This is a genomic window from Ferrimonas aestuarii (assembly GCF_005116665.1).
GTDB lineage: Bacteria > Pseudomonadota > Gammaproteobacteria > Enterobacterales > Shewanellaceae > Ferrimonas > Ferrimonas aestuarii.
This window is the reverse complement of the sequence record NZ_SWCJ01000001.1, coordinates 334,729-349,701: the sequence shown is the minus strand read 5'-3', so window position 1 is coordinate 349,701 and position 14,973 is coordinate 334,729. Positions and strand designations below refer to the sequence as shown.

General features: G+C 52.2%; 18 protein-coding genes. 9 read left to right on the top strand and 9 right to left on the bottom strand.

Annotation, left to right across the window (positions count from 1 at the left end; genetic code table 11):
- Nucleotides 1–2 precede the first annotated feature (2 nt).
- Genes FCL42_RS01655 through FCL42_RS01615 form a run of 9 tightly spaced genes read left to right on the top strand, consistent with a single transcriptional unit; the run spans nucleotide 3 to nucleotide 8,048 of the window.
- Entirely contained in the window at nucleotides 3–1,238 is a 1,236-nt protein-coding gene (locus tag FCL42_RS01655; RefSeq protein WP_136861625.1) for an AAA family ATPase, read from the top strand.
- Nucleotides 1,235–2,512, top strand: coding sequence for a CpaF family protein (locus FCL42_RS01650; protein ID WP_136861624.1), 1,278 nt, complete (start codon nucleotides 1,235–1,237; stop codon nucleotides 2,510–2,512). The genes FCL42_RS01655 and FCL42_RS01650 overlap by 4 nt, the downstream gene beginning before the upstream one ends.
- Nucleotides 2,509–3,417, top strand: a complete 909-nt coding sequence (locus FCL42_RS01645) for a type II secretion system F family protein (RefSeq protein ID WP_136861623.1) — start codon at nucleotides 2,509–2,511, stop codon at nucleotides 3,415–3,417. The genes FCL42_RS01650 and FCL42_RS01645 overlap by 4 nt, the downstream gene beginning before the upstream one ends.
- Nucleotides 3,414–4,262 (top strand): type II secretion system F family protein, encoded by an 849-nt coding sequence (locus tag FCL42_RS01640; protein ID WP_136861622.1) that lies wholly within the window; start codon nucleotides 3,414–3,416, stop codon nucleotides 4,260–4,262. Before FCL42_RS01645 ends, FCL42_RS01640 begins: the two co-directional genes overlap by 4 nt.
- Nucleotides 4,259–4,972, top strand: a complete 714-nt coding sequence (locus FCL42_RS01635; RefSeq protein ID WP_136861621.1) for a tetratricopeptide repeat protein — start codon at nucleotides 4,259–4,261, stop codon at nucleotides 4,970–4,972. The genes FCL42_RS01640 and FCL42_RS01635 overlap by 4 nt, the downstream gene beginning before the upstream one ends.
- Before the next feature lie 10 nt (nucleotides 4,973–4,982).
- On the top strand, nucleotides 4,983–5,453 hold the full coding sequence (locus tag FCL42_RS01630) for a TadE/TadG family type IV pilus assembly protein (RefSeq protein WP_136861620.1): 471 nt from the start codon (nucleotides 4,983–4,985) through the stop codon (nucleotides 5,451–5,453).
- The gene (tadF, locus tag FCL42_RS01625) at nucleotides 5,443–5,964 is read left to right on the top strand and encodes a tight adherence pilus pseudopilin TadF (protein ID WP_136861619.1); all 522 of its coding nucleotides are present in this window, start codon (nucleotides 5,443–5,445) and stop codon (nucleotides 5,962–5,964) included. Before FCL42_RS01630 ends, tadF begins: the two co-directional genes overlap by 11 nt.
- Nucleotide 5,965: 1 nt before the next feature.
- The gene (locus FCL42_RS01620) at nucleotides 5,966–7,486 is read left to right on the top strand and encodes a TadE/TadG family type IV pilus assembly protein (RefSeq protein WP_136861618.1); all 1,521 of its coding nucleotides are present in this window, start codon (nucleotides 5,966–5,968) and stop codon (nucleotides 7,484–7,486) included.
- 4 nt (nucleotides 7,487–7,490) lie between these two features.
- Nucleotides 7,491–8,048, top strand: coding sequence for an OmpA family protein (locus tag FCL42_RS01615; protein WP_169308246.1), 558 nt, complete (start codon nucleotides 7,491–7,493; stop codon nucleotides 8,046–8,048).
- Nucleotides 8,049–8,100: 52 nt separating this feature from the next.
- On the opposite strand, the gene FCL42_RS01610 is transcribed toward FCL42_RS01615, so the two are convergent.
- The 9 genes from FCL42_RS01610 to yceD all read right to left on the bottom strand — a co-directional run bounded on the left by FCL42_RS01610 (nucleotide 8,101) and on the right by yceD (nucleotide 14,716).
- On the bottom strand, nucleotides 8,101–8,397 hold the full coding sequence (locus tag FCL42_RS01610) for a DUF6506 family protein (protein ID WP_136861616.1): 297 nt from the start codon (nucleotides 8,395–8,397) through the stop codon (nucleotides 8,101–8,103).
- Nucleotides 8,398–8,589: 192 nt separating this feature from the next.
- Nucleotides 8,590–9,828, bottom strand: coding sequence for a beta-ketoacyl-ACP synthase II (gene fabF, locus FCL42_RS01605; protein WP_136861615.1), 1,239 nt, complete (start codon nucleotides 9,826–9,828; stop codon nucleotides 8,590–8,592).
- Between the two features lie 62 nt (nucleotides 9,829–9,890).
- Nucleotides 9,891–10,124, bottom strand: a complete 234-nt coding sequence (gene acpP / locus FCL42_RS01600; RefSeq protein ID WP_136861614.1) for an acyl carrier protein — start codon at nucleotides 10,122–10,124, stop codon at nucleotides 9,891–9,893.
- A 167-nt stretch (nucleotides 10,125–10,291) separates the two neighbouring features.
- On the bottom strand, nucleotides 10,292–11,038 hold the full coding sequence (fabG, locus tag FCL42_RS01595; protein ID WP_136861613.1) for a 3-oxoacyl-ACP reductase FabG: 747 nt from the start codon (nucleotides 11,036–11,038) through the stop codon (nucleotides 10,292–10,294).
- A 10-nt stretch (nucleotides 11,039–11,048) separates the two neighbouring features.
- Nucleotides 11,049–11,975, bottom strand: coding sequence for an ACP S-malonyltransferase (gene fabD, locus FCL42_RS01590; RefSeq protein WP_136861612.1), 927 nt, complete (start codon nucleotides 11,973–11,975; stop codon nucleotides 11,049–11,051).
- A 9-nt stretch (nucleotides 11,976–11,984) separates the two neighbouring features.
- Nucleotides 11,985–12,950 (bottom strand): beta-ketoacyl-ACP synthase III, encoded by a 966-nt coding sequence (locus tag FCL42_RS01585; protein ID WP_136861611.1) that lies wholly within the window; start codon nucleotides 12,948–12,950, stop codon nucleotides 11,985–11,987.
- Nucleotides 12,951–12,957: 7 nt separating this feature from the next.
- Nucleotides 12,958–13,986: a phosphate acyltransferase PlsX gene (plsX, locus tag FCL42_RS01580; RefSeq protein ID WP_136861610.1), complete on the bottom strand. Its 1,029-nt coding sequence runs from the start codon at nucleotides 13,984–13,986 to the stop codon at nucleotides 12,958–12,960.
- Between the two features lie 12 nt (nucleotides 13,987–13,998).
- Entirely contained in the window at nucleotides 13,999–14,169 is a 171-nt protein-coding gene (rpmF, locus tag FCL42_RS01575; protein ID WP_090363256.1) for a 50S ribosomal protein L32, read from the bottom strand.
- Between the two features lie 16 nt (nucleotides 14,170–14,185).
- Nucleotides 14,186–14,716 carry a 23S rRNA accumulation protein YceD gene (gene yceD, locus FCL42_RS01570; protein WP_136861609.1) on the bottom strand — a complete coding sequence of 177 codons (531 nt, stop codon included), beginning with the start codon at nucleotides 14,714–14,716 and terminating at the stop codon, nucleotides 14,186–14,188.
- Between the last annotated feature and the right edge of the window lie 257 nt (nucleotides 14,717–14,973).

Here is a 14,973-nt window from a genome sequence, read left to right as displayed (position 1 = left end):
TCATGTTTGATCTCGCCAAAGCGATCAGCGTCTCTAACGAAACCGAAAAACAGAGCAATGGTCCCAGTGGCTGCTCACTGTTCTATCAAACCCAGCAGTGTCTGGAATTGGTCAAAGAGGTGTGCCGTTTCGAAGGCTGGCCCGAGCCCGATTGCCACAAAGAGGGCCAAGGGCAACTGGGAGCCGACAAACTCAACGATCTGATCATCGTTGAGCTAAATCAGTCCAGCAATGTGGTTGAAGACGCGCGTCGATTTGCCAGTCAACTGCCTAACCATAAAGGGATGGTGGTCATTGGCAAAGAGGACGCCATCACCACCCTGCGTTCACTCAAAGAGATGGGGTTCTATTATCTGTTCTGGCCAGTGGGAAAGCAGGAGTTGACCGACTTTCTCCGCCACGTACACCAAAACCAAAAGAAGTTCTCTGGAGTAAGCAACAATCGTAAAGCCAAGCGCATCTCTGTGGTGGGTTGTCGCGGTGGCGTTGGTACCAGCCTTATCGCCACTGAACTGGCGTCGGCGCTGGCCTCATCGGGATCGCAAACTCTGTTAGTCGATCATAAGTACCACTTCAGCAACATCGATATCTTGCTCGGTAAGAAAAACCTAATGAAGCAGGATGTAAAAAACATCAGCTTACAGTTGCACGAGCTGGATGCCGATGCTGCCCACAGTTACCTAGCCAACATCAATAAGCACTTAAATCTATTGGCGCTTACTGGAAGCGCCGAGCAAGGGGATCTGACCGAGTACACCCACACCCTGTGTGATCTGCTTTTGCGCCACGCCAACTTCATCATTGAAGACTTCTCCGCATCGGTGGACTTCTCCCTCAATTTGAATCAAATCGTCGACCGAAGCGACATCGTTGTGCTTGTTTTCGACCCGTCGGTCAGTGCGCTGAGAAACGCCCAGCAGATGCTCAACACCTTGAGCAACTTCAAGCTCGGCAGCAGTGAAGAGACTCGAGTGTTATTGGTGGCTAATCATCACCGGCCCGAGTCTGCCTTTCCTCTCAGCATGGAGGAGATGGCTCAATACCTGGACCGTAAAGTCGATGTCATTCTTCCCTACAACAAGCAGTTCTCCCACTTACTGCTAGAGGGCCATCGACTGCATAAGCAAGAGTCAGGCAAGCAGCAACCGCTTACCAGCTTGTTTAAGTTGATTAACGGTCAGGTTACTCAGACCGGTAGCAACCCTTTAAGCCGCTTTAAAGAGGTATTTCGACGGTGAGCAGCAGCAAAACCATCTACGCCGATTTTCGAGCGCGCATCTTTGAAGCCCTGGACGCCAGCGCCATCGCTGAAATGGATCGGGCTCAGTTAACGGATCAGATCGATTCCGCGGTAGCCGTGTTAGCGCAAAACTACCACAGCCCAGTGCCCTCGATCATGCGCAACGGCTTGGTTAAAAACCTAGTGGATGAGCTACTGGGTCTCGGGCCTTTGCAACCACTGATGGAAGATGACAGCATCACCGACATCATGGTCAATGGTGCCAGCGACATCTTCTTTGAGCGCGACGGCAAGCTGCATCGTTCTGAACTCTCTTTTGTAAATGAGCGCCAATTAATTGAGATCGCCCAACGTATCGCCTCTCGAGTGGGGCGCCGTGTGGACGAATCCTCCCCCATGGTGGATGCGAGATTGGATGACGGCAGCCGAGTCAACATTGTGCTCAAGCCGATCTCCCTTGATGGCACCACCATCTCCATTCGTAAGTTCCGAGAACAAAAAATCAGCCTCGAAGACATGGTTAAATTCGGCACCATGTCAGAGTCGATGGCAAGAGTGCTGATGATCGCCGCGCGTTGCCGCCTCAATATTGTTATCTCCGGCGGCACCGGCTCGGGTAAAACCACCCTACTGAACGCCATGAGCCAGTACATCGCCGAAGATGAACGTATTCTCACCATCGAGGATGCCGCCGAACTGCGAATGATGCAGCCCCATGTGGTACGCATGGAGACCCGAGCACCCAGCATTGAAAACACCGGCGCCATCAGTCAGCGTGCTTTGGTGATCAACGCTCTAAGGATGCGCCCCGACCGCATCATCCTTGGTGAGTGCCGAGGGCCAGAAGCGTTCGAGATGCTGCAGGCAATGAACACAGGCCATGACGGTTCGATGTCAACGCTGCATGCCAACTCCCCTCGCGATGCCCTAGCTCGAATTGAGTCCATGGTGATGATGGCCAACCTCAACCTGCCACTGACTGCCATCCGCCGCACCATCGTCTCAGCGGTGCACCTAGTGATTCAGGTCAGTCGTATGCGCGATGGCAGCCGCAAGATCACCAGCATCGCCGAACTGATCGGCATTGAGGGCGATAACCCCGTCATGGAAGAGCTGTTCCGCTTCCAATCTGATGACATCCAAAGTCAAGAGAAGATCAGCGGTCAATTTCTGTCTGCGGGGATCATGCAGCGCTCCATGCTGATGCGCCAAGCAAGCTACTATGGCCTTCAGGATGAACTGCTTGAGGCCTTTAACGGGAGTCAGAAATGAGTCTCTATCTCGCCCTTATCTTTGGCGGCATCGCCTTGATACTGCACCACAAACAGAAGCCAGATCCCAAAAAGGCTTATCTGGCAGTCAAAGAAACAGAAAAAGAGTCCGCGCCTCTGGCGGTAAACCTCAAAGCGCTGAGTGATAATCGCTGGATTGTGAAGCTACGCAACCTAGCCGACCCTGTACTTGATCTGCTGGGCGATGGTGCGTGGTACAAGATTTCTGCCTTTGTTGCCTTGGTGTTCTTTGCCGCTGCCTACGTCAATCAGCGCTGGCTAATGCTGTCTCCCATCGTCTTTCCGACGGTGGTTGCCGTGGGCGGCTTCATCTGGGGTTGGTCATTCCTGCTTAAGCGTCGAAAAAACAAATTCGAGCAGACCTTCCCCGATGCACTCAACATCATGATGAGCGCCATCACCGCCGGTGACAGTATTACCCAAGCGATCATCTATGTGGGCGAGACCCTCAATAACACCATCGGTCGAGAGTTCAAATACATGGGGCAACGCCTTAAATTGGGTGAGCCTCCGGAAACCGTATTCGCTCGGTCAACTAAGCGCTTCCCCTACCCATCCTATCTGTTCTTTGTGGTCACCATTCGCGCCAACATGAGTCGCGGCGGCCAGCTGAAGCAGGTGATGGCCAGACTGATTCGAGTGTTGGTGGACTCCAGAGCCATGGAGAAGAAAAAGATGGCACTTACCTCAGAGGCGCGCCTGTCCGCCAAACTGGTTGCCATCATGCCCTTCGCTTTTATGGGGATTATGCAGCTGGTCAGCCCTGAAAACCTGCAATTTGTGCTGTTTCACCCAGAGGGGCGCTGGATCCTGTTTTACGTGCTGGGCTCTGAAGTATTGGGCCTTACTATTATCTGGCTGCTGGTTCGAGGGGTGCGCGCATGACCTATCTCGCCATTGCAACTTTGCTGGGGGTCCTATTGGCACTGATCACCACCAAATTGGTTCGCCAACAGGCCAAACACTCTCACGTACGCCATTATCTGCATTCGCAGCAGCCATCAAAGCTGTCTTGGTTGCAGCGAACCATAGGTAACTTAAGCAGCAATCAAGAGAGTGACGTCCAGAAGAAACTGCTGGAAGCAGGCATCTATCAAGGTGGCTTGGCCAAATACTTCATGCCAGCCAAATACGCCATGCTACTGCTGTCTTTACTGCTGCTGGCCATCGTCGATTTAGAGATGCAGCAAAAACTGATGCTTGGGCCAACGTTGTTGATCTTTTTCATCGTGGTGCCGGATCTCATTTTAGAATCAAGAAAGCGCTGGCTAATTAAAAAAACCGCCCGACAACTGCCCTACATGCTCGACATGATGGCGGTCTGCGTACAGACCGGGATGACCATCGAAGCCTCATTCCGCTACCTAGGCGAGGAGTTGGAAAGCTTCGATAAAGATCTCTGCTATCAGATTCGCCGTACCTCTGATGCCGCCTCTCTTCAAGGGCTAGAGAAAGCCCTTCATGACCTGAGCCTAAGGCTGCCAACGCCAGAGGTGCGCAGCTTCTGTTTCACCCTAATTCAAAACCTGCAATACGGCACCTCCATCGCCCAGGTGTTATCTGATCTTTCCGAGGATATGCGACGCATGCAGATCCTAAGCATGGAGGAAAAGATCGGTAAGCTGTCCGCAAAAATGAGCGTCCCTTTGATCTTACTGATCATGTTCCCCATCGTGGTACTGATTTTGGCGCCTGGCATTGTTCAACTCAGTCTGGAGCTAACCCAATGATCGCCAAATACGCACTAATCCCAGCACTGATATTACCCCTACTGCTTACCGGCTGCGCCAGTACCCAAGCCCCGAAGTCCAGCGAAGTAACTCGATTGATTAAGGCTCAAAACCATCAAGGACTGGCGGATTACTACCAACAGCAACTGCAGCAACACCCAGATGATCCGCAAATCCTACTGGCGCTAGCTCAGAGTTTCTATGACGCTGGCGATCTTGAGTCCAGTGAGTTTTACCTCAACCACCTACACCGAATTGACGCAGAGCCAACGGCGCAAAGCCTACTTCTGCTTGGTAAGCTACTCAACCGCAAACAAGATTACGCCGCTGGAATCGATGCGCTGCAACGAGCGCTAGCCTTAGGTCAAAACAGCGGCGACCTGTGGTTGCAGCTCGGGATGGCTTATACCCAAACGGCGCAGTTTGAGCCTGCTGTTGAGGCGTTCAATCAAGCTCGGCTGCTAGGCAGCGACCCTCTAATGGTAAAGAACAACCTTGCCATGGTGGAGATGGCCCAGGGACATTATCAACAAGCAGCTAAATTGTTAGAACCACTCTATGAGCAACACCCTGACAACCCACAAGTTCAAGCCAATCTTGCTCTTGCATGGGCCAAAAGTGGCGAGCTGTCCCGTGCTCATCGTCTGCTGCGTCAGCTCTATCCAGACACGGAATTGAGTGGCGTACTCACTCAATTGCAGCAGTTATGAGGAGCCGCTCATGAAATTGGCCTACAACCAACGTGGCGTGTTTTCCATCGAATTTGCCCTCGGCTCTATGTTGATGATATTAACCAGCTTCGCCATCTTTGAGCTGAGCCGCTTTATCTATCTGGTCAACCTAACCGAAACGGCGCTGTCCGAATCGGTTAGAGACACCAAGGTGGTAGAAGGAGAGCGGTTTAACCTAGATTATCAAGCTACCTTACAATCTCGATTGGAAACCCGAGGCGAGATCTGGCTGCACATGCTCGATCCCAGCCGTTTTAATGCCAAGCTGGAAAGCTATGCCTCTTTAGAGGATCTGGCTGCCGACCTTCCCAGCGACAACTGCGCCCGCTGCCCCATCGTCAAAGCTGAGCTGAGCTACGACTACCAGCCCATCTACTACTTCGGCATCATCCAAGACCGTCAAATTCGTCGAACACTGCTCTCCATTCAAGAACACGAAGGATGGCCAGATGCGCAGTAGAGTCCACAATCAACAGGGTGCTTTCGCCATCGAGTTGGCGTTCGTATTGGCTTTTATGGTGACCCTATTTCTGTTTTGCATCGACTTGTCTACTCAAGTGCTCAATCGCGCTAAGTTAGACCGGCTGAGTTACTCCCTTGTCAGCTTAGTTAAGGAGCGCCAGCGCTTCTTCGAAGAGCGTAATGAGCTATCGGAGACGGATTTCAACCAACTACAAACCATCGCCGCTCAGATGCTGAGTAACGAATCAGGGCAAACTGTAGACTTTGGCATTCAGATAGACAGTCTCATTGAGGGCCGCTCTCAAAGCTTTAATCAGCCCTACCCTGGGGAAACCGGTTGCGAGCCGGAAACCCCCATTGCCCAATTATCACAACTGGTGCCCAGTAAAGCCTCTGGCGATGAGTTTCCTTTGTATCAAGTTACCCTGTGTTTAGGGAGTGATGCGTGGTTTGATCGCAGCCGCGGGATTGCACTTATTCGCTCAAGTTCCGTGATGGCAGGACGCTAATATGAGACGTTCAATACAAACCCAACGTGGCGCTGCCGCCATCTACCTAGCTCTGCTGCTGGTGCCACTATTTGGCATGGTGTTTTTGGCCATCGAAGGCAGCCGCTATGTGCAGAAGAAAAATCGCCTCGCCGATGCCTCAGAGGCTGCGGTGATGGCGCTGTCGATGGCCGATAGAACCACCACGGATGCCCAAGGGCGCCAGCCCAGTGTCTACAATCGCCAACTTAGTGACGCCTACCTCAATGCGTACATCCGTAACATCAAAGAGATTAACGATGTCACCGTGGTTCGCACCGAGGGAGAGGAGCAGCTACAAGGGGAAGAGGCCGATTACATTCAGTATCAACTGGCCACCTCAACCAAGCACGACTCTTGGCTGGCTAACACCATGGTGCCCTCTTTCGATAAGCAGCAAGACATCGTTAACCGCGCGCGGGCTAAGAGCTACCCCGTCAATCTGCAGCGAAATGTCGACATTGTGTTTGTCTCCGACTTCTCCGGCTCAATGAATAACAGCTGGGACAATCAAAGCAAGATCAGCGTACTTAAGCGGGAGATCGCCAAACTTAGCTCCAACTTACTCTCTGATGACGCCAAAGATCAGGGGTTTGATCACAGGCTAAGCTTTGTTCCCTTTAACATGCGCACCCAAGAAACTCATCGAGGTAACAGCTACTGCGTTTCCCAGCTCATCTACAAGAAGAATGTCGCCAACGCCCCCACAGACTACCATGATATCAATTGGTACAACTGGTCAGCGTACAGTGTGGACACAGTTAACAACTGTGCCTATCACTCCTATTATTGCCCCTCACGTTATAGTTCAAGACAGCGTAATGAGGCAAAAACCCTCCAAACGGTGTTCGCTGCCACCAGCAACGAAACCGCATACACCCACTTCCCAGACCCCTTGGCATTCATCGACATTGATAAATCGGTATCGCATCTGTTCGAACACAAAATGAGTACCGAGCCCAAACAGCACTTTAGAACCAGCTACTCCCTGTTTACTGGTGGCATGTGTAGCTCAAACTTCTCCAGCATCAAACTGACCACCTCAAAATCGGAATTTGATCGGGTACAGGGGATGAACGCCACCGGTGGCACTGCCGTATTTCAAGGCATTATGCGCGGAGCGCAGATCCTAGCCGAAGGCATTCCAGGTCCTGGTGCATCCGATGAGGTTCAAGAGGAGTACCATCGCCGAGCGAAGATGCTGCTGATTCTAAGCGATGGTACCGAAGACCCCTATACCCAAACCTTTACCAAACTGGTCAAAGCCGGCATGTGCGGTGCTCTAAGACAACGCTTTGCCGATGGTGAACTGGACCTCTACATCGGCGTAGTTGGCATCGATTTTAAGGCAACGGATCAGGACGCCTTTGTACAGTGCGTCGGTGAAGCCAACATTCTTGATGCCAGCAAGCCTTCCCAGTTGGAAGAGGTACTCGAGACCCTTATTCAACGCGGTGCCCGTACCGATGGCATCAGCCGCCTCTACTATCGACACTCAGGATAATCCCATGATGATGCGAGCCCTCTCTATCGCCTTAGTTCTGCCTTTGTTGGCTCCAACAGCCCATGCAAATTGCGATGCGCTATTCACTCACCAAGCGACAATTAGTCAGGCGGTGGTGGTTGGCAGCAACAGGGATACCGCTTATCAGATAACCCAGCGGGTTGACCCCAGTCGGGTTCAGATAAAACCAGAAACTCTTGCCTTGTCAGAGACTGAGTGCCTACCGAAAGCCAAAGCGGCAGAGGCTTTAGCAACCCTGTACTTCTATCTGGATCAAACGCAAATGACCCCAGCGTCAGAGCGACAGTTAAACGCGTTGGCACCCCAACTGGCAAATCAGAAAAACATCCAGCTGGTGGGGCATGCAGACAGCCAAGGCAATCATGCCTATAACCTGAACCTAGGTTTGGCTCGGGCAAACGCAACTAAGTCCAAATTGCTAGGCCTTGGGGTCAGAGGGAAGATACAGGTGGATAGCCGAGGCGATAGCAAACCGGTGCAATCGAACCTGGACGCTCAGGGGCGAGCGGCGAACCGCCGAGTGGAGATCTACCTTAATTAGTCAGTCATATTGAGCCAGCAGAGCGCTTTGGCGATGCTGGCTCCAGCTGTCTCTAGCCGATGGCTTGCATCAGCTTCGCGCGCTCTGAATCGCGCATGGACATGTTGCCAACGCCAATGGTGCCGTCAACCGCATCGATGATCTTGTCCACCATCTCTCCTTTGAAGGCACCGCAAAGTTCAATCAGTTGGGTATCGCTCCCCTTGAGCTTGGCGGCTTCTTCACAGGCCAGGTCGATGTCTTCAACGCAGATCACCGTTGTGCGAAAAAACTCAGACTGCAACGTGGCCACCTGAGGTGGTCGATAGCCTTTGCCAATCATCATAAATACATAATTTCTTAGTGCCATTTTGATTACCCTCAAAATTAGAGTTATTACTCAATTCTAATTGTGTGAGACCCAAGCTGTCATTTCAACCGTTGGCGACTGAAACCAAGCGACGCACCTCCTGAACCTGGTTTCTTAGTCAGGGTAATGGGCATAAAAAAACTCCGAGGCCAAAGGCGCTCGGAGTTTTTGAGGCTCAAGCTGTATTAAGAATTACGCTTTCTTAAACAGCAATGACCCATTGGTACCACCAAAGCCAAATGAGTTGCACAGGGCATACTCCAGCTCGGCGTCACGGGCTACCGGACCCACAAAGTCCAGATCACAACCTTCCTCTGGATTCTCCAGATTGATGGTTGGCGGCACTTTCTGGTTGTGCAGCGCCAGTACGGTGAAGATCGACTCTACCGAACCCGCCGCGCCCAATAGGTGACCGGTCATGGATTTGGTGGAACCCATCATCAGCTTGTACGCGTGATCACCGAAGATCGACTTAACGCCGTTCACTTCAGCGATGTCACCGGCAGGTGTTGAGGTGCCGTGAGCGTTGATGTAACCCACCAGCTCAGGGGCCACACCGGCATCGTTGAGGGCATTTTGCATTGCCGCTGCGCCGCCACGACCGTCTTTTGGTGGTGAGGTCATGTGGTGGGCATCACCACTCATGCCAAAGCCTGACAGCTCAGCGTAGATGGTGGCTCCACGAGCCTTGGCGTGCTCGTACTCTTCCAGCACCATGATGCCGGCGCCATCCCCAATCACAAAGCCGTCACGGTCTTTGTCCCAAGGGCGGCTGGCTTTGGTTGGCTCGTCGTTGCGCGTCGATAACGCTTTCGCTGAGGCAAATCCGCCTACGCCCAATCGAGTGGTTGCAAACTCACTGCCACCGGCAATCATCACGTCGGCATCGCCGTAGGCAATCATACGGGCTGCGTGACCGATGTTGTGCACGCCAGTAGTGCAAGCGGTAGTGATCGCAATGTTAGGGCCAGTGAAGCCATACATGATGGACAGGTGACCGGCAATCATGTTGATGATGGTGGATGGCACGAAGAACGGAGAAATACGACGAGGGCCAGATTTCTGCAGTTGAGTGTGGTTGGCTTCAATCAGATCCAAGCCACCCATGCCAGCACCAATGGCGGCGCCAATGCGGTGAGCATTACTGTCGTTGATCTCCAGTCCGGAGTCTTTCAGGGCTTGAATGGAAGCCGCCAAACCGTACTGAATGAAAAGGTCCATCTTGCGGGCATCTTTCTTAGAAAGATAAGCCTCTACATCAAAATCCTTGACTGAGGCGGAGAAACGCACAGCAAACTCGCTGGCGTCAAAGTGGGTAATGGGAGTCACACCGCTTTTGCCTGCCAGCAAAGCTTCCCAGGTGCTCTCAACGTCATGACCCAGAGGCGTTACCGCACCCATGCCGGTAACCACAATACGACGCTTAGTCATTTTTTCTCTCCGTCAGAAATAAAAACAGGCGGCCAAAGCCGCCTGTTTCGAAACTCGTCGGCTTATTGGTTAGCCGTTACGTAGTCGATCGCTGCCTGAACGGTAGTGATCTTCTCAGCTTCTTCATCTGGAATCTCGGTGTCGAACTCTTCTTCCAGAGCCATTACCAGCTCAACGGTGTCCAGAGAGTCAGCACCCAGATCGTCAACGAAAGAAGCTTCAGCTTTAACGTCTTCTTCTTTTACGCCCAGCTGTTCGATAATAATCTTCTTAACGCGTTCTTCGATGTTGCTCATAGTCTTCGCTTTCCTATTAATTTTACGCTATTGCGCAGAGTTGCGAGTAGTTTATTCGATTCATCCAACAATGCAAGCTGCTAGTTTGTGGTCAAACCACGAAGATTGCATCATTTAGGCGAAATTCGACTCAATTTAGCTTCTGGATCACGGTTTAGTCTTGAGACTTAGGCCATTACCATGCCGCCGTTCACGTGCAGGGTTTCGCCAGTGATATAGCTTGCCCGATCTGATGCCAAAAATACAACTGCATCAGCGATTTCTTGTGCTTGTCCTAGACGTGCCACAGGAACTTGATTCATGATATTGGCTTTCTGCTCATCATTCAGTTCCTCGGTCATGTCGGTCTGGATAAAGCCTGGTGCAACCGCGTTTACGGTAATGCCACGGCTTGCCACCTCTTTGGCCAAAGACTTAGTAAAGCCCAACAGACCCGCTTTGGCTGCACAGTAGTTCGCTTGACCAGGGTTACCCATGGTGCCCACCACCGAACCGATGTTGATGATGCGTCCATGACGCTTCTTCATCATCGCTCGCAGAACCGCTTTTGAGGTGCGGAACAGAGAGGTCAAATTAGTGTCGATGATATCGGTCCACTCATCCTCTTTCATGCGCATCATCAGGTTATCGCGAGTAATACCGGCGTTGTTCACCAAAATATCGATGTCACCATGTTCGGCCTTGATTGCCGCAAAAAGTTCCTCGATAGAGGTCTGTTCAGTGACATTCAATACCTTTCCTTGACCTTGGTCACCTAGGTATTCGCTAATGGCTGCGGCACCGCGTTCGCTGGTCGCCGTTCCAATCACCTTAGCGCCTGCAGCAACCAGTTGCTCGGCAACGGCGCGACCAATACCACGGCTTGCACCGGTAACCAGCGCGATCTTGCCGCTAAGATCCAATGTAACGCTCATTGTGATTTCCTTATGATAGGGCTGCAGCCAAACTCGCTGAATCGTTCAACGGCACAGCAGCAACACTCTTATTAATTCGTTTCGACAGGCCGGTTAGCACCTTGCCTGGGCCACACTCAAATGCAGACTCAATACCCTGCTCAGCCATGGCGTTGATGGTTTCAGTCCAGCGAACTGGGCTGTATAGCTGACGAACCAGTGCATCGCGGATGGCATCCACGTCGGTTTCCGCTTTCACATCCACGTTGTTGATAACCGGGATTGATGGCGCAGACAGAGTCAGCTCCGCCAATGCCGCTTTTAACTTCTCTGCCGCTGGCTGCATCAAAGCGCAGTGAGACGGTACGCTCACCGGCAGCGGCAGCGCTCGTTTCGCGCCCGCTTCTTTACACAGTGCACCAGCACGTTCTACGGCGTCTTTCTCGCCGGCGATAACCACCTGACCTGGGCTATTGTAGTTCACAGGAGACACCACCTGGCCCTGAGCAGCTTGCTCACACGCCTTAGCAATGGCATCGTCGTCCAGACCGATAATGGCGTACATGGCACCGGTACCGGCAGGAACGGCGTCTTGCATCGCCAAACCACGTAGCTCAACCAGTTTGATGGCGTCTTTAAACTCAATTACACCCGCACACACCAGTGCCGAGTATTCGCCCAAACTGTGACCCGCCATTAGCTTAGGCGCTTCGCCGCCTGCCGCTTGATAGGCGCGATACAGAGCAACACTGGCGGCCAATAAGGCTGGCTGAGTACGCTGGGTTTGGTTCAGATCATCCGCTGGGCCGTTGGCAACCAGTGCCCACAGGTCATAACCCAGTACTTGCGAGGCTTCAGCGAAGGTCTGTTCAATGATGGCGTTGTCTGCGGCCAATTCGGCCAACATGCCTACGGTTTGGCTTCCCTGTCCAGGGAACACAAATGCGGTATTGGACATGAGTTTTCCTTAATACTTAATCAGGGCTGAGCCCCAAGCGAATCCAGCGCCAAAAGCTTCAAGCAGCAGCACTTGGCCACGTTGAATGCGACCATCACGCACCGCCACATCCAATGCAATTGGCACTGATGCTGCGGAGGTATTGCCATGGTGCTCTAAGGTCAGAACCACTTGGTCCATCCCCATGCCCAGCTTCTTGGCAGTGGCTTTCAAAATTCGGTAGTTGGCGTTGTGGGGAACCAGCCAATCGATCTCGCTGCGGTCCATGTTGTTGTGCTCAAGGGTTTCATCCACCACTTGCGCTAGGCGAGTTACGGCGTGTTTAAACACATCGTTGCCCTTCATGAACATGTACTCTTCGCTGCTGGTGATGTGCTCCTGCTTACTGCGCTTCGGAGCCTTCACTTTGAGCAGAGGGCCGTGCTTCCCATCGGCTTTGATGTGGGTTGACAGCACACCTGGCTGCTCAGAGCGGCCAACGACCGCAGCCCCAGCACCATCGCCAAACAGAATAACCGTCGTACGGTCATCAGGATCGCACATGTCCGCCAACACATCGGCGCCCACAACCAGAATGTTGTTGCAGGTACCGGCTTTAATAAAGTTGTCGGCAATCGACAGCGCGTAGATAAAGCCACTGCACGCCGCGGCGACATCAAACGCCGGAATGTCCGTTGCCCCCAGAAGGTGTTGCACTTCACAGGCGGCAGATGGAAAAGAGTTTGGTGCACTGCAGGTACCCACGATGATCATATCTAGGTCATCTGCAGTCAGACCGGCCGCTTCTAAGGCTTTTTCAGCCGCGCGGTGGCTCATGGTGGATACGGTTTCATCGCCGGTGGCGATGCGGCGCTCACGAATGCCGGTGCGCTCTAAAATCCACTCATCACTGGTATCTACCATTTTTTCCAGATCGGCATTAGTGCGGATCTGGGTGGGCAGATAGCTCCCAGTACCTAAAATTTTTGTATGCATAGGAATATCAACAGGACTTTTCTAGTAACACCGACTCGAGGCGAGCTTCAATCTTGCTCGGCACCCGTCTATGAACCTCAGTAATGGCCTCTTCTATGGCCCGCAAAAATGCGGCGGCATCGGCATTACCATGACTTTTCACTACGATATGGCGCAATCCTAACAGACTGGCTCCGTTGTAGTGGTCGGGGTTCATTTGCAAAAATAGCTTTTTTAGACGTTTTTTCAGCAGCCAGGCTAATAAGCGTGCAATCAAGTTGCGTTGAACCGCTTCGCTGATCTGATGAAACAGCAATCGAGCGATGCCTTCGCTGGCTTTCAAGGTGGTATTGCCAACAAAACCATCACAGACGATCACATCTGCCTGACCAGAAAAAATCTGGTCACCTTCGACGTAACCCATGTAATTGACATCATGGGTGGTTTGCAACAAGCGCGCCGCCTGTTGCACCTGATCATTTCCTTTGATCTCTTCTGAACCTATGTTCAGCAGCGCCACTTTTGGCGCCGTTTTACCGGTTACCTGCTCCGCCAACACCGAGCCCATCACCGCAAATTGAAACAGAGTTTGCGAATCACAACTGGTGTTCGCTCCCAGATCCAATAGGTACACGGGTTGGCCGCTGATGCTTGGCAGGGCACGTACTAAAGCGGGTCGGTCGATGCCCGACAGGGTCTTCAACACCACCTTTGCCATGGCCATCAATGCGCCGGTATTGCCAGCACTGACACAGGCATCCGCCTGGCCATTGGCCACCAGATCCAAAGCCAGTCGCATAGAGCTCTGCTTTAGGCGCCTTAAGGCATGAATGGGCTTGTCATCCATCTGCACCACCTGCTCCGCATGCAAAATTTGCAGCCGAGGGGATTCAGAAACCTGATGTTTTGCCAAGATAGCAAGGATGGTTGGGCGGTCGCCCACGAGGATAATATTGAGGTCTGCGTAAATCGACAATGCCTGCAAAGATGCAGGCACTGTCACATGGGGACCGTTGTCGCCCCCCATGGTATCTAACGCGAGGGTTAGATGAGTCAAGATGGCATCAACTTACTTGTTGATAACCTTCTTGCCACGGTAGTAACCGTCAGCAGTTACGTGGTGACGACGATGAGTCTCACCAGAAGTCGCATCTACAGACAGTTGACACTCGGTCAGAGCATCGTGTGAACGACGCATACCGCGACGAGAACGAGTAACTTTACTTTTTTGTACGGCCATGGCCCCAATCTCCTAATTACTTACTTTTAAGGTTTTGTAACACCGCAAAGGGATTCGGACGCTCTTCCTCAGGTGTAATAGGTGGCAATTCACCAACGACGATCTCAGTTTCCGGTCTGTTACAGTCGGCCAGATCATGCATAGGCATCATCGGAACGGCCAGAAGCAACTCGTCTTCCACTAATTCCTGTAGACGAACCTCACCGTGTTCATTCAACTCGATGGGATCGTAAGCATCCGGGAGCTCTTCGACCTGTGCATCGTCTTTCACAGGGCTGTATGCGAATTCAACTGCGATAGTATGCTGAAAAGTTTCCATACAGCGCTGACACATCAGAGTGAGCTCCGTCACAGCCTTCCCCTTGAGGTAGACTATCCCCTGGATGTCAGTGCCGCATTCAACGGACACCTCAGCATCAGTGCAATCGCCGGAACTCACACCATTCAAACGCTTTAGGTTCTTGGAACGAAGGATGCCTTCGTAACTAAGTCCCCGTTGAGCAGCTCGTTTTGGGTCGAGCGATACCGGTATTTGTACATTCTGCATAGGGCGCGCAGTTTATCGAGTGAAACTAAGGGAGTCAAAGGATATTTTCACCCTGTTAAGCCTATTCGGCTAAGGCATAATCAGCCTTTGACTCTCCATACATGCAGGCAATTTTAACCCAAGCCAGCAGAACTACAAAGTGGATCACAATATCGCGGGAATATAGGCAGCGATCCTGGCCAACAATTGACCTAGATCAGCTTTGATTGGCCTTACGTGTGGTCACTGCAAAATGCATCTGCTAGGCTTGCGGCCTG

What these genes read in the sequence shown, in the direction of transcription:
- FCL42_RS01585 (WP_136861611.1), bottom strand. Translation starts at nt 12,950, where the DNA reads ATGCATACAAAAATTTTAGGTACTGGGAGCTATCTGCCCACCCAGATC.
- tadF (WP_136861619.1), top strand. Translation starts at nt 5,443, where the DNA reads ATGCGCAGTAGAGTCCACAATCAACAGGGTGCTTTCGCCATCGAGTTG.
- FCL42_RS01635 (WP_136861621.1), top strand. Translation starts at nt 4,259, where the DNA reads ATGATCGCCAAATACGCACTAATCCCAGCACTGATATTACCCCTACTG.
- rpmF (WP_090363256.1), bottom strand. Translation starts at nt 14,169, where the DNA reads ATGGCCGTACAAAAAAGTAAAGTTACTCGTTCTCGTCGCGGTATGCGT.
- yceD (WP_136861609.1), bottom strand. Translation starts at nt 14,716, where the DNA reads ATGCAGAATGTACAAATACCGGTATCGCTCGACCCAAAACGAGCTGCT.
- fabG (WP_136861613.1), bottom strand. Translation starts at nt 11,038, where the DNA reads ATGAGCGTTACATTGGATCTTAGCGGCAAGATCGCGCTGGTTACCGGT.
- FCL42_RS01640 (WP_136861622.1), top strand. Translation starts at nt 3,414, where the DNA reads ATGACCTATCTCGCCATTGCAACTTTGCTGGGGGTCCTATTGGCACTG.
- FCL42_RS01620 (WP_136861618.1), top strand. Translation starts at nt 5,966, where the DNA reads ATGAGACGTTCAATACAAACCCAACGTGGCGCTGCCGCCATCTACCTA.
- fabD (WP_136861612.1), bottom strand. Translation starts at nt 11,975, where the DNA reads ATGTCCAATACCGCATTTGTGTTCCCTGGACAGGGAAGCCAAACCGTA.
- fabF (WP_136861615.1), bottom strand. Translation starts at nt 9,828, where the DNA reads ATGACTAAGCGTCGTATTGTGGTTACCGGCATGGGTGCGGTAACGCCT.
- FCL42_RS01630 (WP_136861620.1), top strand. Translation starts at nt 4,983, where the DNA reads ATGAAATTGGCCTACAACCAACGTGGCGTGTTTTCCATCGAATTTGCC.
- FCL42_RS01645 (WP_136861623.1), top strand. Translation starts at nt 2,509, where the DNA reads ATGAGTCTCTATCTCGCCCTTATCTTTGGCGGCATCGCCTTGATACTG.
- FCL42_RS01615 (WP_169308246.1), top strand. Translation starts at nt 7,491, where the DNA reads ATGATGATGCGAGCCCTCTCTATCGCCTTAGTTCTGCCTTTGTTGGCT.
- acpP (WP_136861614.1), bottom strand. Translation starts at nt 10,124, where the DNA reads ATGAGCAACATCGAAGAACGCGTTAAGAAGATTATTATCGAACAGCTG.
- FCL42_RS01655 (WP_136861625.1), top strand. Translation starts at nt 3, where the DNA reads ATGTTTGATCTCGCCAAAGCGATCAGCGTCTCTAACGAAACCGAAAAA.
- FCL42_RS01610 (WP_136861616.1), bottom strand. Translation starts at nt 8,397, where the DNA reads ATGGCACTAAGAAATTATGTATTTATGATGATTGGCAAAGGCTATCGA.